Source organism: Prevotella melaninogenica, assembly GCF_018128065.1.
Classification (GTDB): domain Bacteria; phylum Bacteroidota; class Bacteroidia; order Bacteroidales; family Bacteroidaceae; genus Prevotella.
Map to the genome: position 1 here is coordinate 165101 of NZ_CP072360.1, position 25338 is coordinate 190438.

Sequence of the window (25338 nt, forward strand, 5' to 3'; positions counted from 1 at the left end):
ATTGGTTTTTAGTCGGTGCCATAACGCTGACGGATGGTATTAGCAGTGATATTTCTTTCAACAACTTTTCCGTTGCGAATGACGATATTATCAGGTATGGTATTTAGTCCAAAGGTTTTGAGCAGAGGTGTGTTAAGTAGCTTTCCATCACAAACATTGAAAAACTCAATCCCGTCACGCTCTAATGTTTGTCTTACTTCCTTAGGATTAGCATCCACACAGATTCCCAAAGCACCTATCTTTCCAGCTTTCACGGCATCATTCAACGCACGCTGAATATCAAGACTTTCGTAACTCCATGCAGCCCAAGTATTGATGATAATAACACTCTTGCCTTGAAAAGATGCATTATTAACCATCTTTCCATTGACATCCTTAGCTGAAAACTTAGGCATCATACTACCGACTGGTAGCGAACCAAGTTCAGTTAATTGTCGTTGGAGACGTTTCAAATTGGCATCATCAGGCTGTTCTTTTATTAATAATGACAAAAGTTTCGTAGCCTGCTTATAGTCAGGACTTTCTGTTTGGACAAGATAACGATTGAGCAAATACACGCTTACAACAGACTCTGGATGGTCATTAATAAACTGTAAAGCATACTTCAACTCCTCTGGGGGTGAAACACTTGCTATCTGTTTACGAAACTTAGTCATTAATTCATTCTCTTTCGTTCCCTCCACCTCCATCTCTTTCAAGTGGGAAGCATCCGCTTTCACTTCAACCGCTTCACCTGGTTCGGCAAAGATAGGCTGTGTAGAAAAATTAGGAAACTTGATTATCAGCGTAGAAGGTTTACTGCAAGGCTTTTCATAAGAGAAGCGACCAGCCTCAATCTTGATTGTATCCAAACCATCGATACCACCATCAGGACTATAAACATAAAGCTCGCCTTGATTCATGTGCAAGAAGCGTCCCTCTATCTTGAAGTAACCGCTACGGGTACCACAAGAAACTAACAGCAGGGAGAACAAGAGTATGTATGCTATTCGCTTCATGCGCATAGAGATTTAAGAAAAAAGTGCCGCGAGCGGGACTCGAACCCGCACAGCCATTACTGGCCAAGGGATTTTAAGTCCCTCGTGTCTACCAATTCCACCATTGCGGCAAACCGTTTGCAAAGGTAAGGCTAAATCTCCGAACTGGCAAAAGTTTTGCAAGTTTTTTTAGCTTATTAGCCTTATTAGGCTTATTAGGCTTATTGGGCTAATAAGCCTAATAAGGCTAATTGCCCCAATAGCCCTCAATTCACTCCCAACACGCCATAAGGTCCTGTACTGCTTGCCCGATAGCGTGTTAATTTCTTTCCACTGTCGCCCGAAACGATATTTCCTCCCGTATTGAGATTATACTTACGATGGCAATTGGTGCAGGTAGCAAGACCATCACTGCTTAACTTCAACTCGTAAGAACGTAGAGGAAGTGCATTTGTACTAAAACAATTAGGACACTGCAAGTCGTAGGCATAGAAAGGAGAAGGATTATCTAAATTGCCATAACCAACGATAAGTCCATTGTTCATGCCCACGTGCTTCCAGCTCTCCAACCTAAGGTCAATACCATCAAACCAAACGGGAGCCGTTGATTTCAGTCCTTGATTATTCTCAAAGGCAAAACTATAACGACCACTAACAAAGTTAGTTTTGATGATACAATAAACACCTGGGGACAGTGGATTCATTGCAGAGGAAAGGATTGGGTCTTGATGAGTTTCATTATGAAAGGTGAAGAAGTTGCGATAACTGCTATACTCATAATCTACAACATCGCCACAAGACGATAATAAGATTACGAGCAAAAACAAAACTGATTGAATTATTCTCTTCATACCAAACTTCTAATTGATTGTTATCCAATAAACCTTTAATATCTTACTCCTCCCACGAAGGCTATTAATAGGAACAAGTTGTTCATACTTTTGCATCAAACAGTATCGTGATTAACACTCCGCACATGTTGTGCGAGCCATCCGCACCACATGTGCGAAGCGTCAACACAACACGTGCGGAGTATCAGCACAATTGATAAAGCATACCAATGCGAACCGAAAAGGGAAATACTTAACAGACAAGATGTCCTCAAAACCTCCCTATTACATCACCCTCCTCTCTGAAGAAAGAGGAAAAAAGATTTACTCAAATGGTATCATTGCCAGTGCATCGGCAATCTTCTCAATACCTTCCTGCAAAGGCTTTGACACCATTCCCTTTGCAAAGAAAGGGATATCAGCATCAATGGTGAGCTTCATCTTTGAAGAGGTCTCTGTGACGGGTAGTATCTGAATCCAAAAGTTGAATGATAAGGGAGAGTTGTCACTCTCAAACTTAATCGTCTTAGGCTCTTCTCGCTCTATGATACGCATAGAAATCTGACCAACGGGGTCAACATTCATGGACAGTGAGTGCTTATCAAAGGTGAGATTTTGCAATCTTTCTTTCACCTTGTCCATGTCATCATTACCAGTAGAACCTTCTGGAAGACGCTCTTTCAGACGCTGTATATTATTTAAATCGCTCAGCGTGTTGTAAACACTCTGCTGAGAATGGGCAATTTGCTTTACGCTACTTTCAAACTTTGTCATTGAATATTTTATTTGGAAGTTAAGGAGAGAAAGACAGGAAGTAAACGGAAAAGATTGTAACATATATATCTAAATGTAGGGACGCACGAACCATGCGCTCGTTACACAAAAATCGCATACAAACAATCCCTTTGAAATAAAAGACTTTACCCCCTGTGGAATGCTTTGATATTACTTTCTCCAATTCGCAGGGTCTTTACGCCAATCATGTAGCATAGAAACCTCAGACTCCTTGATATAACCAGTCTCAAGCGCTTTCTCTACAACATGCTCATAATCGGTAAGCGTTACAAGCTTTACATTAGCCTCACGGAATGCCTCCTCAGCTACTGGGAAACCATAGGTATAAGAAGCAACCATACCCACAACTTCAAAACCAGCTTCACGAAGGGCAGCAACAGCCTTCAACGAAGAGCCACCAGTAGAGATAAGGTCTTCTACAACGACAACCTTCGAACCCACAGGTAGTTCACCTTCAATCTGATTCTTCATACCATGGTCCTTTGGCTTCGGGCGAACGTATGCGTAAGGCAATGCCAACTCATCAGCAACGAGCATACCCTGCGCAATGGCACCCGTAGCAACACCGGCCACAGCCGTAGCCTCTGGGAAGTTTTCAAGGATAGCATGCACCAACTCGAGCTTCACAAACGAACGCACATCATGGAACGATAACGTCTTGCGATTATCACAATAGAATGGTGACTTCCAACCACTTGCCCATGTAAATGGGTCATTAGGCAGCAACTTAATAGCTTTAATTCCGAGCAGTTTGCCTGCAAAGACTTTCTTTAAATCTTCCATCTTGATAGTTTATGGTTATATTCTAACTGCAAACTTACGCATTTTTTCTGAGATTAAAGGACAAAAACATGATAAAAGAAAATAACGACCTATTTGCCTTTATTTTTCATTTACAGCAAGCAGAAAGGGATGCACCCATTAACCGGTACACCCCTTTTTGCCTTATAAAGACCAGTCCGATAACGGAAAATCTTTATTTATACAATAAAATATGTCAGTCAAAGATTAATCTTCTGCATCAGCTTTTGGCAACACAAAATAGCCATAATGCAGGTAATTATCTTTCAAAACCCACATAATTCCCCATACATGCGTATCAGAAACCTTGAGAATTTCAACATTAACACCCTCATACTGAGTTACAGAATTGCCCCAATAGTCGGATTTGACCTCAACCTTACCTTCGGTTTTCCTACCAACCGTAAGGTCTCCACTGAACCAGCACTTCAGGTAAATATAATCGCTATAATTCCATTGTGCAAGCTGCTTACCATCTTTTTCTCCGATTGACAAGCTGCCATATCCCTGTGCTTGGTTATTATCAAAGACGATGTTCTCCTTTGTAGACGCCATGATATCAGCTTTCTCTTCTTCTGTGTAAGGAATATCAGTTGTAATAACTGTCACTTTCACAACCTTGCTGATACCCATCTTGTCAGTAATGGTCAACATTGCCGTACCATTGGTGATGCCTCTGAGGGTTATCACGTTATCAACAACAGAATAGACATCTACAATATCTTCATGGTCGCTGACAATTTCATATCCACCATTGCCACCCATAATGGTCAACGTAGTATAACCCGCAGTGTGACCAACCTTTATGTTCACATTGACTTCTTCCTTGTCAAGAAGGATATTCTTGTACATTGCCTTTACTAACACACGCTTGTAATTGCCAGCAGCATCAGAGACAACAATACCTGTAAGACCGCTCTTTATAGCGGTCACAGTAATAGCTTTCTCCTTGATAGTTAGTGTTGCAACGTCGGGGTTTTCACAGAAAGCCTTGTATTCGCCACCACCAGCTGTAATATTGAACGTAGTCGTTTCGCCCACACCCACGCTCACTGTATCGGTATCGAAGGTGAGAGCCGTCTCAACCTTAGGCTCAGGTTTCACCTCTGGAGTGTCTTCATCATTGCTACAGGCAGTAAAACCTAAAGCGAGACATGCCGTTATTACGGCTGAATAGAAATATTTAAGTTTCATTATTTCAAATATTTAGAATGTTACCAATCCTTTGCATAACTACCTGTCCGCACGGTTTCCTCTCCGTAGAAAGCACGTGTGATGTTATTCAGGCGAGTTACATAACCATTTTGTGGAGTTAAACCAAAGACCATCGTACCACCATAGCCATCAGACTTGATAGAAGTTGCAGTATTAAAAGAAATAATACGTCCCTGTCCAAACTCTGATGAGCCTTGTATCATGCCCTTAGGAGACAACCCTTCATAATTATTAGACAAATCGCCATAACGCCCATAATCTTGCAGAGCATAATCAATAAACTCACCAGGCTTATGACCATCGACAGAATACAAACTGCCAGTACGGCTATAGACATAAACTTCTATGAGTTTATCAGGCATTATTCTCTTGCACTCATAGCAGAGACGAGATGCTGCCTCAATGGAAGGTGAAACAAAACCTGGGTAGGTACCATAATTAGAATACTCATCATCAAAGAATATACCATCAAGTTCATAAGCATCAACAACAGCTTTCAATTCCTGTGCAAACTTAATAGCACCCTCCTTAGAGAGGTTGGCTACACCAGAACGGTCATGGTTTCCAAGAATACCGAGGATTACCTTCATACCTTTCTCCTGCAAAGGTTTGAGATATTTTTCCTTGTAATCAAGCAGGTGCTGTACATTCTCATTATTATAGTTATACACCTCACCAGTCTCAGCATTGTAATTAATGTTACCAGAAAAAAGAATAACTTGGTCGAAGACATACTTCTTTGATTCTTTCAACGTGTAACAAAGGTTATGAAGTGGATTAGCATCGTTCACCTCCATACAACTGATTACCTGCAACCCATTGTCTTTGTGACAGTTTGGCATCTTGGTGATATCACGTACAAAAAGAACGAACTCACCCTTATCCTTTGAAGTCTGACTTGCACCCTTCACGCTTAGCGGAATAGCAAAAACACCATTTTCCTTCAAATTGGTAGCCGTGGTATAGCTCACCTCTACCTTTGAAGATTTCACCGCACCAACATTTACCGTAGCAGTACCACTCACCTTGACAAGCGATTCAGGCAAAGCTTCAAAGCTTGTACCGTGTGCCTTGTTATAATTCTCAAGTGCCTTGGCATCATAAGCCAGCGTATATTCCTCATTTGCCTTAGCTGCCTGAACAAGGTTCACATAGAAATCAGTAGAACCTTTTTCATTGAAGACAAGGGAATCTTGATTGCTACAGCCATACTTGTCGGTAATGAATGCAAGATTATTCTCCAATGTCTTGTAACCGCTTTCGGGAACAAGAGGCACATCAATGCTCTCCGAGCAGGATACGACCAAAGCCATACCGAGCATTGAGAGTACGAGTGTTTTTATATTATTGATATTCATAAATGTCATTTTGATTAAAAGCGTTTAATAGATTATTTCTCTGGCAATGAAACATTGTGCCAAGGAAGAGGTTTGTCTGCCTTAGCGTCATTACCATTACCAGTAGCGTCCTTTACAATATTAGGACTATTAGGGTCGTCCATCTTCCAATATCCCACAAGACCAGGAGTCTTTGGATCGACACTATAAATATGTCCAGCAATCTCCTCTTGTGTACGAACGACATTCCAAACACGTACCTCAGACATATTACCCTCAAACCAACGGGCATCATCATAAGACTTACCAATGAGGAACATACGGTCAGGTGAATCGCCCTTGATAGAAACCGTACCCATACGAAGCGTACCTTTTGACTGCAAAAGACCATTGACATATACTTTCACCTCACGTGTATCAGCATTATAAGTCATTGCCACATGCTGCCAACGCTTAGTCTGCAAGCCTTTGTTAGAATCTGCATCAGGGAAGTTTCCACTACTGGTTGCTATCTGAATCTGATTATCAGGGAAACCTGCGTCACCGATACGCATAAGGAACTTACCCTCGATACCCATCACTGTAGAAATAAGCTTACCAAACTCACGTGGATAAATGAGTGCCTCCATTGTAATCTGATGCATATCTGTAACCAAGTCAGGAGTCTTCCAGTCTACTTGTAGATAGTTCTTGCTCATATCTGCAACAACATTGATAAGCGCACCTGCACGGAATACAAAGTAATAATTCTTTGCAGACTGAAGGACTGCAATGTCATTGCATTCCACAGTTACAGGCAAGACATATGTTGTTGAACGATCCAAGCCACCGAGTTTAGAGAACTCGAACTGCGCCTCATTGCTCTTTACACTACCCTGATTAATCTTCACTTCACTAACGAGGACCTTATAACAGCTATCAGGTAGCAACACTGCATTACTATAATAAGCTTTATTATAGGTATCAACAAGTTGCTTAGCAACAACAAAAGTTGCCTTTAAATCCTTTTCTGCGGGACGAGATGTAGAGAGTTTCAACGACTTCACCATAGTGCTTGCATCTTTGATAATGGTCTCACTGGTGAACGTCTTTCCATCTATGAACGCCTTACTTGCAAAGTCGGCTTCATCATTATTCTGGCATGCAGCTATTAACAGGGCTGCCACCAGTACAGGAACATATTTAAATAGCTTCTTCATTTCCTTTTACTCTTTAACGGTTGGATTGATAGTTGAAATTACCTTACGTAAATTCGGATAAGTGAATGAGGCATTGTAATAGTCAACATTAGCATTTAATAAGCCCATTCCGGCACAGGTATAACCAGTATGGTCTGATGCTACGTATTTTGCAATACTATGCATTGCCAATGTCTTACCCCAATAACCAGTCTTGGTGTCGGTTTCATCAATAGATTTATTGTTTGCCAACACGATGAACTTATCAGTCGGTACACCTTCTACCATTGCTTTGCGAACCAAATAATCAACACCTGAAACGGACTTCTCGTCCTGTGTTGGAATAATGAGATAACGTGCCTGAGCAAACAGACTCTTCTCTGTAACATGCTGTGGACGACCCATTATAATCAACTCTTTGTCCTTATGACGCTCTTTCCAGTCTTTAGAAATGCCTAAGAAAACATTCTCCAAAGCAATAGCCTCAGCCTTTTCCTCATCCGTGAGATAATATGTTAACTTCGCATTGAAGTCCATAATTACTCCATCATAGTTATACTTGTCAATAAAATGTAACTGTGTATTGACGGAATCAACCAAGAAGCCATTGAAATCACGGAATTTCTTACGTGCATTCTCTGGCTTTTCCATAAAGGCTTTCTTCTGTGCTTCATAAACAGTTTTGATAGCATCACAACTTATCTGAAACACAACTTTCATTCCTTTCTGACTTCTTACCTCTTCGATTTCCTGCATCATTTGTTCAGTAATCGTTCCAGGATTCGTCAGTACAACATAGTCAACACTATCAGGAATAGCATTGATATGTTGTGCCTGTGTAAACGGAACAGTCTGACTGTTGTCAAACCATGACATCATAATCTTATGATTGCTTGCCTTGTAAGCACGGATACCAGCAAGGTAATTCTTATAGAGTTCAGGGTTTTGACGTTCTATACCTGGCTGGTTTATTTCTACAGGTTCAACATCTGTATCGCAGCTTGACATAAGCAAAGCCGCTGCACAGACAGTTGAATATGCTATATATTTAATGATATGTTTCATTTTCTTTCTTTTTAATCGGTAATCTTTACTTTGCCCACCAAACATCTGTAGCCATATTATCAGCTCCACCAAGCATACCAACAGCTGCATTGTAGTTTTCAAAGTTGTTGCTGCGCTCCTCCTGTGGATAAGATAAACGACGTGCACCACGCTCGCTGCTTACCACACCACCACTATTGTTAACCTTCACTGGCATCAGCTTAGGAAAACCTGTACGTCGATAGTCAGCCCATGCTTCCAAACCAAGTGGGAACATAGCCAACCATTTCTGAGTAATAATACGTTCTAACTTCTGTTCTTCACTATTGCTATCATCCCAAGCTATCGTAATAGTTGAGACTGGACCAGAATAAGAGTTGAGCCCAGCTGGGTCTGTATAGACTGCTGGTGTACTGGTATTATCAGCCAAATAAGCTGCTGCACCCTTAGCTCCCCACTGTTCAAAAGAAAGTTCAACACCCTTCTTATAGAAGTCAGCAGCCGTTCCTTCCATGTTCCAGCTCTTCAAAGCGCCTTCTGCACGTAGGAAAGCAACCTCAGCCGCATTCATCCACATGAGTTTAGTGTCAGTACTTACATTATAGTTACTGTAAGCATGAGCAACCTCAGCACCAGGAATCTGGATACCAGAACGCAAACCATAATAACCATTTGTACCGCCAGAGAAAGTTGTCTTTGTGAACATAACATCACGACGTGGGTCGTTATACCCATTCATATAAGTAGTAATATCGGCACCAACACGTGAATCACCACCATTATACTCATACATGACAACTCTGAAAGGATTAGTGTTTGATAAAGTCATAAAAGCATTATCATCATTGGAAGTTATCACACCAATCTCATTACTAATTGAAGCCTCAGCCTCTTGTTTTGCCAAAGCTGGGTCAGCCTTTGATATGCGAACAGCCAAACGAAGACGAAGAGAATTACCAAACTTAATCCACTTCTCAACATTACCACCATAAACATTGTCTGCCTTTGGTGAGAAATTAAGTGTACGGTTGGCTGTAAGAGTAGCAATAGCCTCATCCAACTGCTTGAACATTAGTTTATACACATCCTGCTGAGAATCGTATGGTGCAGTAATCTCACCATTTTGTCCCACCTTAGAATAAGGTATCGGACCATAGGCATCAGTAACACGATGAATACCTGCAACCTTTATAATCTGTGCTACAGCCAATGGAACAGGCTCATCTGTAGCACTCTTAACTTCGTTGAAATAGATAAAGAGCTTAGGAAGGAAGTCTCTAAACAACACACGACTCCAACCATTCTCCGGACTATATTGAGCAAAGTTCTTACCAGCAAAACCAGCATTGGAATCAGAGAGGTAACCACCATACGAACCACCACACAAACACTCCGTAAACTGATTGGTATTGACATCCGTAGGAACCACCCAACTCTGAAGGTTCACCATGGCTGCCCCCAATGAGTAAGCATCACGTTCCGTTTCCTTTTTCGTCACACCGTATGGATCTTGGTTATAATCCTCATAACCGTTGGTACATCCAACCAAGCTCAGAACCAAGCCTGCTGATACGGTTGACAATATGATATTTCTTAATTGTTTCATAACTTTGATTTAGAATTTAAGTTTGATGTTGAAACCAATATTTCTCGTACTTGGTGTCATGAACTTATCAATACCCTGATAATAGTTGCCAGTTGTTGCTGTTGTCTCAGGGTCGAAAGGAGCCTTACAATAGAACATCAACAAATTGCGTCCAGTCACAGAGAGGGTTAAGTCACCCAATCCAAAGAAGTGATTCTTCTTAAAGGTATAGCTAAGACTTGCCTCCTGCAAACGAACATTCGTTGCACTATAGGTGTAGAACTGTGGGATACCGTCACTTCCGCCGATGGTTGAATACCATGATTCTGGGTTAAGACGGTCATTACCATTCACCTCCACATATCCCTTGTCACGTGCCTTTGCACTTGCTTCTGATACTCCATAGAGGTCGAGTGCAGCCTGTGTTGCAGAGTAAACAATACCACCGAAACGTGCACTTACCATCACACTGAGGTTAAAACCTTTATAAGAGAAATCATTACGCCATGCCATGTTTGCTTTAGGGAAAACAGAACCTAACTTCACATCGCCAACATTATTATTACGATAAACCTTACCATTTTTGTCGATATATACGCGTCCCTTATCGTCACGCATCACATCTGTCAAAGAGTAAAGGTCACCTAAGGTGCCACCCTCCTTTAGAATAAAGTGAGCATTACCTAATCCTCCTACATCAAGACGATCTTTATTGATTATAGTACCTGTTTCTGGATGAACGTAGTTGCGAACCAACTCGTTGATACGGTTACGGTTAGAACTCAAAGTATAGTTACTTGACCATCCGAAGCCACCCCAGTTATTACTGTAACCCAAAGCTAATTCAATACCATTGTTTGACACATTACCCGTTTGGATATAAAGTGCAGAATAACCAGATGATACCGATATATCAGGATTGAAGGTCTGGTTGAAGGTCTTTGTCCAATAAAGAGTTGCATCCAAGCTGAAGTGCTTGAGGAAACGAGCCTGCAAACCAACCTCCCAAGAGTTTGTCGTCTCTGGCTTCAAGTCATAGATAGGATAAATAGTCTGACTCTTCCACTGCTTTGTTGTATTATCCCACTCATACTTTGGATTCGCAATATTGCGAAGGAATGGAATACCTACAGATGCAAACGAACCACGTACCTTCAGATAATTGATAGCCTGTGGCATCTTCACGGACTCTGAGATAATCCATGACCCACCCACTGAAGGATAGAAGAAAGAACTCTTATTAGAGTGAGGACCCGCCAACATTGAAGGCCAGTCGTTACGTCCTGTCACTGTAAGATACAGCTGACTCTTCCAGCCCAACTCCAAACTACCAAGAAGTGACTTCGTCTGCTCATGAAAACCAGAAGGCATACGCTTCTCACGTGCCGCATCTACCTGATATTCATTGAAAACATTTGGAATCAAGTTGTCTGCTATCGGACCGTCAAGACCGGTCTGATCCTGCTTAACATCAGATAGAGAAGCACCAACGTTAGCTACAAGCGATAACTTATTCTCCAAGAAATGTTTGTTGATATTCACCATAATATCACCATACACCTGCTTATCATCAGTCTTTATCTTTGCATACTGACCATTAACACCTGCAATTGTTGTATTCGTGCTGGCATAATACTTCTTCTCGAAAGTATTCGTTGCATTATCAATACGAATACGTCCCACAACGTTCAACCAATCTGTTACCTTATATGTAAGTCCTGCATTCATCATATAGCGATACTTCTTATTGGTACGAATGTTACGATAGTTAATCCAATAAGGGTTCTGACCTACAAACTCACTGAGCAGATTGTTCCAGTTCTGTGTGTAAATATTACGTGTCGTATCGAAATATTCGAACATAGCCATGTCGTTGTAGTCGTTACCACGTGGATAGAGGTAAGCTGACACCAATGGGTTGGCATACACACCCTGATTGGTCATATTGCGGTCGTTCTGAATGATATAGCTTGCACCAACATCCAATAACAACTTATCGCCCAACATACTGGATGTATTGCGGAACGTAAAGTTATAACGATTATAACCATTGTTAGGAATAATACCACCTGAATTCAACGCACTGGCAGAGAAATAACTCTGATTCTTCTCCGAACCCGTTGAAACAGTGAAAGCCTCAGTAGTCATGATACCAGTCTTGAGGTAATCCTTCTTTGGGTCATAACCCATATAGTTAGCATCATTCAACAGACGCCCCCAGCTGTAGCTATCACCACCAGCATCACGCAGGCCACTACCTGTTCCATAACGGTTCTGGAACTCTGGCAAACGGAAAGCTGAAGAGTACTCAGTACTCTGACTAACAGTAAACTCTGTATGTCCTATCTTTCCTTTCTTTGTTGTAATAACAATGGCACCGTTAGAGGCACGGTTACCATAGAGGGCTGCTGCAGCAGCACCTGTCAAGACAGACATACTCTCAATATCCTCTGGATTGATATCAGCAATTGCCTCCGTCGTACCGTTAGACCCAAAGGATGAATCACCGCCACCACCGAGGTTAAACATTGGCACACCATCAATGACATACAAGACATTGCTTGACTGCTCAATACTACGTGTACCACGCATCACAACCTTCGAAGCACCACCAGCACCAGACGAACTGGCATTGATATTTACACCAGCAACCTTGCCACTAAGAGAATTGATAAAGTTAGCATCTTTGTTTGTTCCCAACGCATCACTGTTCACCTGTTGCACGTTGTAACTCAATGCCTTTTGCTCACGTTTGATACCCAAAGCCGTAACAACAACCTCGTTCAGTTCCTTGGCACTACCCATAGAAAGACTGATGTCATATTTGTCAGCTTTACCAATACGTACCGTCTTTGTTGTATAGCCAATGTAAGAGATTTCCAGTTCTGCACCTTCTTCCGCCATCAGCGTAAACCGACCATCAATGTCAGTCACAGCACCTCCTTGGGTATCTTTCAGACGAATCGTAGCACCAATTACCGGTTCCCCATTCTCATCTTTCACAACTCCGACAACTGTAAGCATCCAAAATTCGCCGTCTTGTCACTTCACAAAAAAACCTTATATGACTGGCTTCATATAAGGGTTCTATGCTATTTATAGTTTATGGGTAGCAGTTTAATCAATTCCTCATCCTCCATGTCCAGCAAGGGTTTTGCTAATACCTGCCTTAACCACACATTAGGTTCTATCTTTGCTTCCCTACAACATGCCATGAACGTATAGAAGATGGCATTGTTTTCGGCTCCTTCGTTGTTGCCACAGAACAGATAGTTTTTCCTTCCCAATGTAATGGGTCTGATGGCTTGCTCCATAAGATTGTTGTCTATATTGAAACGCCCATCTTGTACGTATCGGCTGATGCGTATCCATACGGCGAAAGCATAACGCAGAGCTTTCTCCATAGCTTCGCCAGGGAGATACTCCTTGTGTACCTCCTTCATATATGCTTCAAGAGCCTTTAATATAGGATATGCTTTGGATTTTCTTTCAGCCTGAATCTCTTCGTAGCTGGCGTTACTGTGTTTTAAGTTTGCTTCTAACTCGTAGAGTACAGCGATCATCTTAACGATATGGGCGGCATTCTTATCATTTGTCGATAAATGCTCGAACTTTCGCCGGACATGTGCCATACATCCCAAGAGCTCTATGCCTTGAACGTTTTCAAATCTGCTGTAAGCTTCATACCCATCGGATTGTATAGCACCATGATAGCCTTTGAAGAGTTCGTCGGGTACGGCTCCCGATCGTGAACCTTCCTTCCAATGAAAGAAGACCCCTCGGCAGTGCAGCGCATCTCTTACTCCCCACAGATAACCCTTGCGAGTCTTACCCTTACGGTCGGCAACTTGTACGCTTGTCTCATCAACTTGCAAGTAGGGACTCTGTAAAATCAACTTTGCTTGGAGTTTATATAGAGGATATAAAGCGTTAGCTGTGCTGTGAACCCAGCTGTTTATGGTAGAGGTTGGGATGTTGATGCCATACTCTTTCCATCTGGTGCTTTGTCTATACTCTGGCAAATGATAGACAAACTTTCCTGTGATAATCTCAGCCAGCAGAGAGGCATCGGCAAAACAATCCACAGCTTGCTTCTGTAAAGGAGCTTCCAGTATGTCAATCTTTGCATCCGTGGGTTTTGCATCTTTCAAACGGCAGACGATGCGGTCTTCAACCTTAACATAAAAGCTTGAGGGACGTAAGCACAAGTGTTCTGTCTTATCGTGACCGATGATAACCATACGGTTTTCATCATAACCGTCTGGATAAATCTCAGTAACCACACGCTCTATATCATTAGGAACATAAGAGGCATATGGCTTGCCTTTTCTCGTAGAACGAGCGTTACAGCTTGCTTCCCTGCGCTGCTTAGCTTGCTTCTCTACTTCCTTAATGATAGTTGGTATTTCCCCCGAAAGTTGTTTACCTTCTTTTGCCCAATCTTTATCAAAGAACGAACCTGCCCAGCCGTTGGGACTCTCAGGTAAACGCTTTTCGCTACGTCTACCGAATACCATACGCTCAAGTTCAAGAATACGTTGAGATTTTCTTGCTAACTCTGCATCCTTTTGCTTAAGTTCTGCATCCTTTTGCTTAATCTCAACATCCTTAACCTTGATCTCTGCGTCCTTTTGCTTAAGTTCAACATTCTTGCTCTTAAGTTCTACATCCTTACTTTTAAGCTCCATGTCTTTCTGCTCAAGGAGATTTATAAAATCTTCTCGAGTTAAAAAATGATAGTTAGACGCAGTCTTATTGTTGGATGTATTCATCAGAAAACCAGTTATTTATATGATACAAAGGTACGAAAAATATCTGGATTTTGCAAGAAATTTCTAAGGTTTATTGTAACGTTTCCTTCGATAACAATGAGGATTTATACCTTCTATATAAAGGACCAATTCATCCCATCGAAGTTCATAAAATCCCTTGGTTTGCTGCATGATTTTACCACTTAAACAACCCTGTGCCATCTGCTTGTGGTATACGACAAAACCACATCGTTCCCAATGAAGCAGCTTGATACGATTGCGAGAACGATTATAGAACACATAAACACAACCATCAGATGGGTTAAAATCATTACCACGGACGAATTGACATAATCGAAGCATCCCCTGGCGCATATCCACAGGAGAACAACAAACCCGATAAACATTTGTTTCATTCAGTGCAAACATCTTTTTTGTGCAAAGGTAGCAACAATGCTGCATCCACAAAAGACGGCTAATTTTGGATGCTTACCGACAACTTTTTTCTTTTCGCCAGCGTCCTGTGCTTTTTGCGAAATCTGTGTTGACGAAACAGAAACAGCATTTCCATTTTTGTGTCTTAAAGTAGTCATGACATCATCCAATGTTGCGACTTTCTTGTTGTTCGCAACACCATGAGCTTCCATGCTTAGATTTAGACATAACAGGAATGCGGCCAAATACAGACCATTTCTCTTGTTATTCATTCAGACTTAGTGTTTAAAGATTAATATTTCTATTATTTATTGCTATTTAATTCTTAGGTTATAATTTATCAAAATAATGATTATTATTTAGGCTCAGCTTTCATATATCAACGTGTTATTTTCCCATGTCTCAACCTGCATTCAATAACCTATCGGTTTGTTGAGAATATTACATTATATGTAAAACTATATGCATACTTAGCTATAAAGTTTATCCACTTTGTAACATCAATGTATTGTTAAAATTTATGCTTCGCACTGGTCAAGACACGTTGTTTAGGTTATAGGCTTATTTATCTGCATTTTGATGACTATAAAGTCACTTTGTTTTTAGATATTTTTACCACAGTATTTCTTTTGCAAAGATAATAAAAAAATACAAAAACAAAGAATATAACAGATTTATTCATCGTCAATAATAATTCGGCAACAAAGAATTATTAGTGCAAATAATCCTTTTCCATAACTTACTCATTCGTTTCTTACAATTATATTATTATAACGATAACATTCTCTGTCTCTATCTTCAATCGATGTGTTTACGCCCCACACAAGTGGTGTTGAAACTAAGCACAAGTGGTGCTGAGGCTAAACACCATGTGTGCTATAACTGAACACAATGCAAAACAACATGAAGATAGGATATGATTGCAGGATGAAAAGAGTTCTGAAGGTCAATAACAAGCAATGTTCTTTTGAAAAATAGATTGTATCTTCAAATTTAACATCTATGATTATAGAATAGTTACTCATTATTTGCAAAGCCCAATGAGAGGACACTGACTTTGACATTCTCTCCTTTAAGGACTTCTTTGGCGGCTGCAACAAGGGTTGCGCCTGAAGTTATGACATCATCAACCAACAAGATATGTTGATTATTTAAGGCAGAAGCATCAAGGAGACGGAAGGCTTTTTCTACGTTTTCATTACGCTCCCAACGTCCTTTCTGTGTCTGACTACCATGAAAACTGATGCGTTCCAACACTTTATCTAATACTGGCAGACCTGTTTCTGCACTGATACCACGCGCTATCTCCACACTTTGATTATACCCTCTTTCCTTCTCACGCTGGCGAGCAAGTGGCACAGGAACCACAGCTGTGATTCCTTCAAAGAAGCCATCATGAGCAAACTCTGCAGCAACAATACGCCCAAGACCTTCGCCTAATTCGGGATGTCCGCCATACTTCAATTGATAAATCAAACGACTGGTATCAGAATGGGCTTTATAAAAGAAGAAAGCAGCACCTTTCTCTATGGGAATCCTCCCCCAGAAGAGCCGCACAAGTCTATTGTCATAACCTGATTTTGCATAGCCCGTACGAGGGAGAGAGTGGTTACAGCAAGCACACATCACCTCTTCCGTAATGGTAAGACGCCCACCACAAACCGTACACGAACGAGGGGCAAGGGTGTCTATCAGGCGAGCAAGTAAACTAATCGTCTGTGTCATCATCAACGAAGTCTACATCATCGTCCGCAGCTACAACTCCTTCATCTATACATCGACGGATTAAATCCATCGTAAAACCTCGTCCCATAGCAAACTTTATCAGCTTCATTGAACGCTCATAATCGCTCTCCGCCTTGATAGTACGATACTTACTTGCTAACAATGGGCGCAAGACTTCAAGATATTCTTCGTCATCTACAGCATCGAGGATGGGCGAAGAGACAGAACTATCAATCTTTTTCATCCACAGTGCCTGCTCAATCTTACGCCTTCCCCATTTATTATAGCGAATTTTATCATGCACAAAAGACTCCGTATAACGACTGTCATCAACGTAATGCAGCGTTATTAACTTCTCCATAATACGTGCTTGCGCATCTTCAGAAAGTTCCCACTTACGCATCTTCTCCAACATCTCACCAGAGCAATGCTCACCTTTCGCACATAAGTCGGCAAGTTTCTTCAGGGCTTGTGACTCTAATATAGGTCGTTTCTGTATCATGGTCGGATGGCTTTCGTGAATCGGAGCTTACCAAACTGGTCTTCTCGCAGTTCTATCTGCTTATAACCCAATTCGCTTAACATCTGCTTTACATTATCAATATATAATGGGTTGGTCTCAAAATAAAGCACACCATCAGCTGACAAAGCCTGCACGCCATACTCAGCGATTGCCCGATAGAAGCGTAGTGGGTCATTATCTGGAACGAAGAGAGCTGTTTCAGGTTCATACGCAAGTACGTTCTTCGCCATCCCTGTCCGTTCTTTGTCGCAGATATAAGGTGGATTACTCACTATAATATCAAATTGCTGCTGCATAGCTGCTGCTGAAGGATGAAGCGCATCCTCCATCTTTAGTTCAACACGAACCTGCCATTGGTGTACATTCTCACGTGCAATAAGTAGTGCATCACCCGATATATCCCACGCTGTAACCGCCGAGTTGCGTAGGTCGGCAGCCAATGTAACAGCAATACAGCCACTACCTGTCCCTACATCCAACACCTGCAGGGGCGCAGGAGGCTGCAAAGCACAATAACATCGGTTGTTATCCTCCTCTATCCAACGGCACAGCACCTCAGTCTCTGGGCGCGGAATCAATACGCCCGGAGCCACATGAAATGTGCGCCCACAAAAGGTTTCACGTCCTAAAACATATTGTACAGGCTCCGAACGTTCCAAACGAAGGATGATTTTCTCTAATTCCTCCTCCGCTTCTCGGGATAATTCATTAACTTTGCCCGTATATATATCGGGCAGCGTAATGCCAAACTGCACCTCTAACACAAGCCGAACGATTGCTTGTGCCTCACCTTCATCATATAAAGGAGTGAGTCTGTGCCATAAATCTTGGTATATCATAGCTGCAAAGATAGGAATTTTAATCAAATGAAACAAGAAGAAACTGACGAAAAATATATGCGTCGCTGCCTGCAATTGGCACGCAATGGACAGCTACTTGCTAAGCCTAATCCAATGGTCGGAGCAGTCATTGTGAGCAAGGAGGGTAGGATTATCGGCGAGGGCTACCACATACGTTGTGGCGAAGGACATGCCGAAGTGAATGCCTTTGCCTCAGTAAGGAAAGAGAACGAGCCTTTGTTGCACGAAGCGACAATATATGTTAGTCTTGAACCTTGCTCTCATCATGGCAAAACACCTCCTTGCGCAGACCTGATCATCAGCAAAGGTGTGCGCCGTGTGGTATGCGGTTGTATCGACCCTTTTGCTGAAGTGCAAGGACGTGGGGTAAAGAAAATTCGCGAAGCTGGGATAGAAGTGACCGTGGGTGTATTGGAAAAGGAGTGCTTGGAACTGAACAAACGGTTTATAACTTATAACACACATAAACGACCGTATGTGATATTGAAGTGGGCACAGACAGAAAGTAGACTAACCAACACGCCATTCAACACGCCAGCTGACACACCATTCAACACACCTGCCAGCCCCTCCCCCTTACCCCTCCCCCATAGGGAGGGGAGTAATCACCGAGATTTCCCTAATGAAGCAAGTATTATAAATGACAATAAAGATGGTGTAACTACTTGTACTAAAAAATCTTCTGTGGCTTACATTGGCAACTTGCCGGGTAAAGACTATCAGCCGTTGATTATCTCTACACCTTTCACAAAGATGTTAGTACATAAGATGAGGGCGGAGAATGATGCGATTCTCGTTGGGAAAACAACGGAAGAACTGGAACAGCCAAAGTTGACAGTGAGGGAATGGAGTGGTCCAAGTCCTGAGAAGTTAGTGCTGACAAGTCAACCGACAAAAGCTGGAGAATACGCAACACCTGCTGAAGTGCTGTCGCATCTCTATGCTGAAAAGAAGCAAAGTCTCATCGTGGAAGGTGGTACAAAGACCTTACAGAGTTTTCTTGATGCAGGACTATGGGACGAGATACGCATAGAATCTGCACCTTTCACGGTTAACGAAGGTGTAGAAGCTCCAAAACTCCCAGAGAACTTACGTGTTATAAAGATAGAAAAGTACGTTAATACGATTGTAACTTACGAGCGAGAGTAGGATGAAATGACATCCATACGATACAACAAAACGGCTAAAAACAATTTATCTTCATGAAAAAAAGAATTTCTTTTCATGAAGATAAATATTTATTTTCACGACAAAAAATATTTCTTTTCATGAAAATAATTCGAAAATAAGACTGAGTTGGGGTGTAATAGTCTTTTTAATTACACTTATGTGTCATAATATTCAATACCATATCATCGGTAATACACATCGCTTCCTTACCTATACTTGTAAGGTTGCGGATAGACTTATCAACGTCTTCGTCTATAATTCCCTCTGCAGCCGTTACGTGCTTACCCTCCATTGAAAGCGTTGCAGAAAGGATAGCTGTCGACACACCCGACGAAATCTTTAGTGAACAACTTGGCTTCGCACCATCGCAAATCATACCAGTAAGGTTGGCTATCATGTTCTTTACCGAATGGCAGACATTAATATAATCACCTCCCATCAGATAAGTGATACCACAACTGGAACCAATACTTGCTACAACACAACCACAAAGGGCGGAGAGTGCGCCAAGACTCTGCTTGATATAGATAGCTGTGAGATGACTCAAAGTAAGTGCGCGGATAAGTTCCTCACGCGTATTCTCATTCTCCTTGGCAAAGACAGCCACAGGATTTGTAGCACAGATGCCCTGATTTCCCGAACCGCTATTGCTCATCACTGGAATCAAAGCACCACCCATACGAGCATCACAGGCTGCAGCCGTCTTCGCAATGATATGTGAAAAGATACTATTTCCAAAGATTCCACGACTCAAAGGGCGGTCCATAACCTTACCCAAACAATGTCCGTAGTTTCCCTTTGCAGCCTCAGCTGCAGCACGGAGGTTGTATCGCTTTGCCTCAAGGATAAACTCTATTTCATCTACTGGAGAAGTCGTTGCAAACTCCCACACCGTTTTGAGATTCAGACAGAGTGGGGCTTTTTCAACAGCTGCTGCACATGGTTGCATCTTATCAAGTAGGACAGTACCTTCCTTCTCTTCAAAGACAATATTCGTATGTGTGCCGCAGATGATAGCTTTCGCATACTTTTCTTCAGCCTTACAAGTGATTTCTATATAGAGTTTCTCTGTGATACCGTCTTTCAGTTTGACATCAATTCGATTCTCACTAATAAACTGTTTACCAGCTTCCAACGTATCAGGTGTAAGATCCTTGATAACCTCTAACTGATATTCTGACTTACCCACCAAAGCACCGAGGGCAATGGCAATAGGCAAGCCTATCATTCCCGTGCCCGGAATACCAACACCCATAGCATTTTTTAGAATGTTAGCAGAGAGCAAAACGCTAATCTGCTCGGGTTTCTGACCTAACAACTCCGTAGCACGTGCAGTACACAATGCTACAGCCATTGGCTCTGTACAACCTACGGCAGGTACCACCTGCTGGTGTATCAACTCGATAATCTGTTCTCTAATGTTCTTCTCAAGCATAATGATTGGTTTAGGTTTAGCCTGATATTATGACCATAACAAAAGAATATTCTTTGTATTCTCGCTCTCAGACATTACTATCCTTGAGAGAGTATGTTATCTAACTCTTGTCGCATAGCCTCCATCTTTTGATGTCGGTCGATAGAGAATGTTGAGCCATTCGCCTCAACATAATCAAATAAAGCGTATGCCTTCTCCTGTAAGATTTGGCGCAAAGGTTGCCCTTTATAGCTTGCCTCAGCATGTAACAACTCTGCAACCATGTTTATTTTATCTATCCGCTCAGCCTCATTCCACTGTTCCTTAGCGTATTTCAACAGCTCGTCAACGGAGAGATTACGTAAATCATCATACTCTCCAACGTACTGTCTATAAAGGTCTTTCAAGTCATTATCTCGCTTCAAGTCATCGTCTTTCTTTGTTAGAAAGCGCGAAATAGCAGCATTGAATTCCTCTATCAAACGAATAAAATAATCTCGTTGTAACATAGTAGATTTCCTTTTATGACACAAAAGTAAATAAAAAAATGATATAAATCCACTTTTCTGTGTGTAATTAAACAAAAAATATTTTAGGATTAGGCTTATAAAGAATTAGCCTAATTAGCCTAATAAGGTCAATTGGGCTAATAGAACAGACACTTTTAGGACTGCGAAAGACTCTCCCACAGCTTCTTATAATATTCGTGTTTGATCATTGTTTGAACATTACCAAGTATTATCAGCTTCATTCGGGCACGTGTTATAGCCACATTCATACGGCGTAAGTCACGTAAAAACCCTATCTGACCATCATCGTTGGAACGCACAAGAGAAATAAGAATCACGTCGCGTTCCTGTCCTTGGAAGCCATCAACGGTGTTCACACTGATAAGACTTCGATAAGGCTTAAAGAACTCTCGCTTCTTTATCAGACTGCGAAGATACTGCACTTGAGCACGATAAGGAGAAATAACTCCCACGTCTATCCGTTCTTCCAACACTCTATGCTTGCCTATCTTTGTGAAATAATCCTTTAAAGTCTTGAGTGTTAGCTCTGCTTCTCCTTTGTTAATACGACCAAAAGAAGAGCCAACGAACTGTTCGTGGAAGGCATTTTCCTTTTCGTTATTTGACTGAGAAGGACCTGAATTAGCGTTACTTTCCGTCAAATCATACGATGAAACGACCGCTTCATCTGACGTATCAATCCATACCATTGGATTGTCATAATCGAGAATGCCACGATATTTAATCTGCGGAGCTGTTTCTACCTGCCCTCCATAGAACCAATCAGACGAGAAGCGCATAATCTCTTCATTCATACGATACTGTACTTTTAACAGCGTAACAACCTCTGGCTTGTTCTCAACAATGCGTTCCATCAGTGTCTTACCTAAGCCTCCACGCAGCGCAGCAATGCTTTTTACAGTCGGAGGAAGTTGGCAATGGTCACCCGCAAAGATGACCCTTGAAGCTCTACGAATAGCTATCCAACAGGCTGCTTCAAGGGCTTGTGCAGCCTCATCAATGAACAAAGTCGTAAATTTCTGACCTTCCATTATCCTACTGTTAGCTCCAACAAGGGTGGAAGCAACGACACGTGCCTCTCCAAACAGTTCTGCATTGATACGTATTTCAAGCTCAGTGGCACGGCTCTTCAGTCTGTCCATCTTCTGATGATAGCTTTCAGAACCTTTCTTTCTGTTGTTTCTTAGTTCACGAATAGCCTTCCGAATCGACCACAACTGAGGGTAATCAGGATGCGCTTCAAACTTTCGTTCGTATGTGAAACCAAGCATCTTATCATTCACTCGGGTAGGATTACCAATGCGAAGAACATTGATGCCACGGTCAACAAGCTTCTCACAAATCCAGTCAACAGCCATATTACTCTGCGCACAGACCATCACCTGACTCTCTCGCATCAGTGTTTCGTTGATAGCTTCGACCAATGTTGTCGTCTTTCCTGTTCCCGGTGGACCATGAACAACAGCCACATCCTTTGCCCATAACACCTCATTAACAGCCTTTTCCTGTGTTGGATTCAGCCAAGGTAATCGAATGGGAGCAAAGGAGAACTTCTCAACCTTTTGTCGTGAATAGAACAAGTCACGAAGATGAGCCAGCCTATTTCCTTTTGCTTTCATGGTACGGTCCAACGCATCGAACATCATCTGATAGCTCGTTTCATCAAAACCTAACTGGCAACCAATCTGCTCGGAAGCAGATTGAAGGTCTAACAACGGAACAGAGTCAGGGACAGCAACAATCATTCTATCGCCTTCCACATACGAAACAGTACCTGTAAAACCATAGTATTTCAGCTGAACAGCCTTATTAGGAGTCCCCTTCTCCGTCTCAATAAACTTAAAGAAAAGAAGCGGACGACCACTTTCAAAGTTATGTTCAATATCCCCATCTTGTGTACGAAACACCTCAATGCACAGTTGGTTGAGTCCATTATAAAACCGTTTGCCCACTCTTAACGGAAACCATGCATCCCCTCGCTTCACCTTCCGCTGCATACCAGCAGCCTCTGTCTGCTTTCTAAAGGCTTCTTTCTCAGCATAATACTCCATTTGAAGCAGTAAACGCTGTCGTTGTAAGAGTTGGATTGGACTTTCCTGAAGCATATCTTTTTATAGTTGACGAGTTTACAAGTTTACAAGTTGACGAGTTGTTTGTAAATAATTAAAATGAGATTATATATAAATAAAAGCACAGTTTACACCATGATAATAATATCTTTTTATAGTTGACGAGTTTACAAGTTTACAAGTTGACGAGTTGTTTGTAAATAATTAAAATGAGATTATATATAAATAAAAGCACAGTTTACACCATGATAATAATATCTTTTTATAGTTGACGAGTTTACAAGTTGACAAGTTAACGAGTTGTTTGTAAATGATTAAAATGAGATTATACACAAACAGAATCACACTTTACACACTAAGTATAAAAAGGTACAGAACACTAAAAGAAGAACATCTTACGACTATTCTGCTTCTTCTGTGCCAAAGCATATTCCATCTGCTTTGTAGCTGCCTTAAAAAAGAAAGCAATAAGATGTTTATCCGTCCCTTCCGTTCGTATAGTTCGCAAAGCAGCGATATACTCCTGACGATCTTCTTTCTGTATAATCAGTTCAGGATAACCATGACGTAGCAAGATGAAGTTGGACAACAACCTACCTGTTCTCCCATTCCCATCACTGAAAGGGTGTAAGTATTCGAAGAAACCATGGAACCGAGCAGAAAGCACCATAGGGTGAAGTTCTCCACGCTTCATCATCTCTGCTGTTGAAGACATCAGTCGTGGCACCTGCGCCACCAGTCCTTCATGTTCGCCAAAAACCGTATCACCAGCTGCCATATCTACCGTTGTAAACTCCCCAGGTACGGCATCTGCCTGCTTATAGGTGAGCGTACGAAGTGTTACCAACCTATTGATGGTCTTCAATAGTTCGACATCAAAAGGGTAATCTAAATGATTATGCATCCATTCATATGCTGCAAAGTGGTCTGCCATCTCCTGACACTCCAACAAAGACTTACCAACTGGATGATAGCCTAACCTTTCTTCAAACAGACAACGTGTATCATCCACTGAGAAAGAAGACCCTTCTATACCACAGCTATGGCAGGAAAAAAGGATTTCAGAATACTCTCTAAACGCCTTCTTTCCCATTGGCAACACTATCTTTTCTTGATACTCTGCTACCAACTCATCATATCTTGTTATCTCTGTTTCAAACACGTTACAAATATAATACTTTTTATCTAATATCCATTCTACAACGAATAAAAAACAGGAAGGACTTAACAACTGAAGTCATCCTCTATCTCTGCGACTTTACCTATTTGCAAACCAGGAGGCGCACAAGATGATAAGAACAAGGCAACACGGAGTTCCTCATAATCTGTAGGTAAGGAAAGAACAAGGTCTAACTTCCCATCTCCATCCAAGTCACCAGCAAACAAAAGTGCAAAACTTGCTGCATCGACCCTTGCTTCCCTAACTATTCGTTCCCCATTCAGCAATAATGTATAGTTCTTTAATTGGCTTTCTCCCTGCGCCCTTGCCTCTAACTTGTAATGCTTTCCTGCAAAAGTAAAATTCCTTACAGAGCCTGGTTCCAGATAAGTACTGTCTGAAAATGCAATATCAGCAATCTTAACTTTCCCCTTCTTTATTGGCAACTGATTGACAAACAATATCGTATTTCGCTTTTCTGCCAAGTATGTTGGAATAGTACTTGAGCACATATCCTCTCTCCTTTCAATACCATACCGAGCTTTACCAACATAATAATCCTTCCCATCTTTATAGAGTTCAACCCAATTTCGGTTGATTATCGTATCTGGATTACACAAACGATAATTAAAAGGAACAAGAATCTTATATGTTAGTGGCTGCTTCTTTGCAACCTTAACACTATCAACCTTCTTCACAGGCACACTATCTTCCTGCTGTACAGACGACTCCTGCGCTTGACTTACAGGCTTCTTATCGGTACAAGAAAGAAGTATCATACAAAGACTCAGCAAAAAGACAAGGGACTTAACTTTCTTCATAATCACATGTTTATCGCCTTTCAGCAAACACTATCATCATATATCACACGCTGCAAAAATAATACTTTTCCCTCTATATTCCAACCTTGAACACTATAAAAGACACAATAGTATTAACT

22 protein-coding genes and 1 tRNA gene are annotated in these 25338 nt (G+C 41.5%); 1 reads left to right on the forward strand and 22 read right to left on the reverse strand.

Annotated features, from left to right (window positions below; translation table 11 throughout):
- Window positions 1-8: 8 nt before the first annotated feature.
- From J5A56_RS06620 to prmC, 17 genes are all read right to left on the reverse strand, one after another.
- Window positions 9-1004 carry a DUF4369 domain-containing protein gene (locus J5A56_RS06620; protein WP_036918346.1) on the reverse strand — a complete coding sequence of 332 codons (996 nt, stop codon included), beginning with the start codon at window positions 1002-1004 and terminating at the stop codon, window positions 9-11.
- Between the two features lie 18 nt (window positions 1005-1022).
- Window positions 1023-1108, reverse strand: a tRNA-Leu gene (locus tag J5A56_RS06625).
- A gap of 135 nt (window positions 1109-1243) precedes the next feature.
- Window positions 1244-1828, reverse strand: coding sequence for a hypothetical protein (locus J5A56_RS06630; RefSeq protein ID WP_021670423.1), 585 nt, complete (start codon window positions 1826-1828; stop codon window positions 1244-1246).
- Window positions 1829-2131: 303 nt separating this feature from the next.
- The gene (locus tag J5A56_RS06635; RefSeq protein ID WP_021670422.1) at window positions 2132-2581 is read right to left on the reverse strand and encodes an SRPBCC family protein; all 450 of its coding nucleotides are present in this window, start codon (window positions 2579-2581) and stop codon (window positions 2132-2134) included.
- 171 nt (window positions 2582-2752) lie between these two features.
- A complete protein-coding gene (gene pyrE / locus J5A56_RS06640; RefSeq protein ID WP_021670421.1) occupies window positions 2753-3385 on the reverse strand; it encodes an orotate phosphoribosyltransferase in 633 nt (210 codons plus the stop codon).
- 225 nt (window positions 3386-3610) lie between these two features.
- Window positions 3611-4597, reverse strand: a complete 987-nt coding sequence (locus tag J5A56_RS06645; protein WP_021670420.1) for a hypothetical protein — start codon at window positions 4595-4597, stop codon at window positions 3611-3613.
- Window positions 4598-4617: 20 nt separating this feature from the next.
- Entirely contained in the window at window positions 4618-5976 is a 1359-nt protein-coding gene (locus tag J5A56_RS06650) for a BT_3987 domain-containing protein (RefSeq protein WP_081691244.1), read from the reverse strand.
- A 32-nt stretch (window positions 5977-6008) separates the two neighbouring features.
- Window positions 6009-7154 (reverse strand): DUF1735 and LamG domain-containing protein, encoded by a 1146-nt coding sequence (locus J5A56_RS06655; RefSeq protein ID WP_021670418.1) that lies wholly within the window; start codon window positions 7152-7154, stop codon window positions 6009-6011.
- Window positions 7155-7160: 6 nt separating this feature from the next.
- On the reverse strand, window positions 7161-8198 hold the full coding sequence (locus tag J5A56_RS06660; RefSeq protein ID WP_036918343.1) for a glycoside hydrolase family 18: 1038 nt from the start codon (window positions 8196-8198) through the stop codon (window positions 7161-7163).
- A gap of 25 nt (window positions 8199-8223) precedes the next feature.
- Window positions 8224-9783, reverse strand: coding sequence for a RagB/SusD family nutrient uptake outer membrane protein (locus J5A56_RS06665; protein WP_021670416.1), 1560 nt, complete (start codon window positions 9781-9783; stop codon window positions 8224-8226).
- 9 nt (window positions 9784-9792) lie between these two features.
- On the reverse strand, window positions 9793-12786 hold the full coding sequence (locus J5A56_RS06670; protein WP_021670415.1) for a SusC/RagA family TonB-linked outer membrane protein: 2994 nt from the start codon (window positions 12784-12786) through the stop codon (window positions 9793-9795).
- A gap of 68 nt (window positions 12787-12854) precedes the next feature.
- Entirely contained in the window at window positions 12855-14534 is a 1680-nt protein-coding gene (gene tnpC, locus J5A56_RS06675) for an IS66 family transposase (protein ID WP_249112090.1), read from the reverse strand.
- A gap of 63 nt (window positions 14535-14597) precedes the next feature.
- Window positions 14598-14942, reverse strand: coding sequence for an IS66 family insertion sequence element accessory protein TnpB (gene tnpB, locus J5A56_RS06680; RefSeq protein WP_211807225.1), 345 nt, complete (start codon window positions 14940-14942; stop codon window positions 14598-14600).
- On the reverse strand, window positions 14930-15220 hold the full coding sequence (locus J5A56_RS06685) for a hypothetical protein (protein ID WP_211815577.1): 291 nt from the start codon (window positions 15218-15220) through the stop codon (window positions 14930-14932). Before J5A56_RS06685 ends, tnpB begins: the two co-directional genes overlap by 13 nt.
- A gap of 745 nt (window positions 15221-15965) precedes the next feature.
- Window positions 15966-16673, reverse strand: a complete 708-nt coding sequence (locus J5A56_RS06690; RefSeq protein ID WP_036919963.1) for a ComF family protein — start codon at window positions 16671-16673, stop codon at window positions 15966-15968.
- Window positions 16657-17175, reverse strand: a complete 519-nt coding sequence (locus J5A56_RS06695) for a regulatory protein RecX (RefSeq protein WP_021672099.1) — start codon at window positions 17173-17175, stop codon at window positions 16657-16659. Before J5A56_RS06695 ends, J5A56_RS06690 begins: the two co-directional genes overlap by 17 nt.
- The gene (gene prmC / locus J5A56_RS06700) at window positions 17172-18035 is read right to left on the reverse strand and encodes a peptide chain release factor N(5)-glutamine methyltransferase (protein WP_036919961.1); all 864 of its coding nucleotides are present in this window, start codon (window positions 18033-18035) and stop codon (window positions 17172-17174) included. Before prmC ends, J5A56_RS06695 begins: the two co-directional genes overlap by 4 nt.
- 27 nt (window positions 18036-18062) lie before the next feature.
- Between prmC and ribD the strand changes: the two genes are divergently transcribed.
- Window positions 18063-19205, forward strand: coding sequence for a bifunctional diaminohydroxyphosphoribosylaminopyrimidine deaminase/5-amino-6-(5-phosphoribosylamino)uracil reductase RibD (gene ribD / locus J5A56_RS06705; RefSeq protein WP_211815578.1), 1143 nt, complete (start codon window positions 18063-18065; stop codon window positions 19203-19205).
- Between the two features lie 166 nt (window positions 19206-19371).
- Here the strand turns inward: ribD and J5A56_RS06710 are convergent, their stop codons facing one another.
- The 5 genes from J5A56_RS06710 to J5A56_RS06730 form a co-directional block, all read right to left on the reverse strand.
- Complete coding sequence (locus J5A56_RS06710; protein WP_021672095.1) at window positions 19372-20661, reverse strand: serine dehydratase subunit alpha family protein; 1290 nt, start codon at window positions 20659-20661, stop codon at window positions 19372-19374.
- A 77-nt stretch (window positions 20662-20738) separates the two neighbouring features.
- Window positions 20739-21149, reverse strand: a complete 411-nt coding sequence (locus J5A56_RS06715) for a hypothetical protein (protein WP_021672094.1) — start codon at window positions 21147-21149, stop codon at window positions 20739-20741.
- Window positions 21150-21304: 155 nt separating this feature from the next.
- Window positions 21305-23275, reverse strand: a complete 1971-nt coding sequence (locus J5A56_RS06720) for an AAA domain-containing protein (RefSeq protein WP_021672093.1) — start codon at window positions 23273-23275, stop codon at window positions 21305-21307.
- Window positions 23276-23618: 343 nt separating this feature from the next.
- The gene (locus J5A56_RS06725; protein WP_036920183.1) at window positions 23619-24401 is read right to left on the reverse strand and encodes a Fic family protein; all 783 of its coding nucleotides are present in this window, start codon (window positions 24399-24401) and stop codon (window positions 23619-23621) included.
- Window positions 24402-24463: 62 nt separating this feature from the next.
- Window positions 24464-25219 carry an FG-GAP repeat protein gene (locus tag J5A56_RS06730; RefSeq protein WP_021672549.1) on the reverse strand — a complete coding sequence of 252 codons (756 nt, stop codon included), beginning with the start codon at window positions 25217-25219 and terminating at the stop codon, window positions 24464-24466.
- Window positions 25220-25338 lie beyond the last annotated feature (119 nt).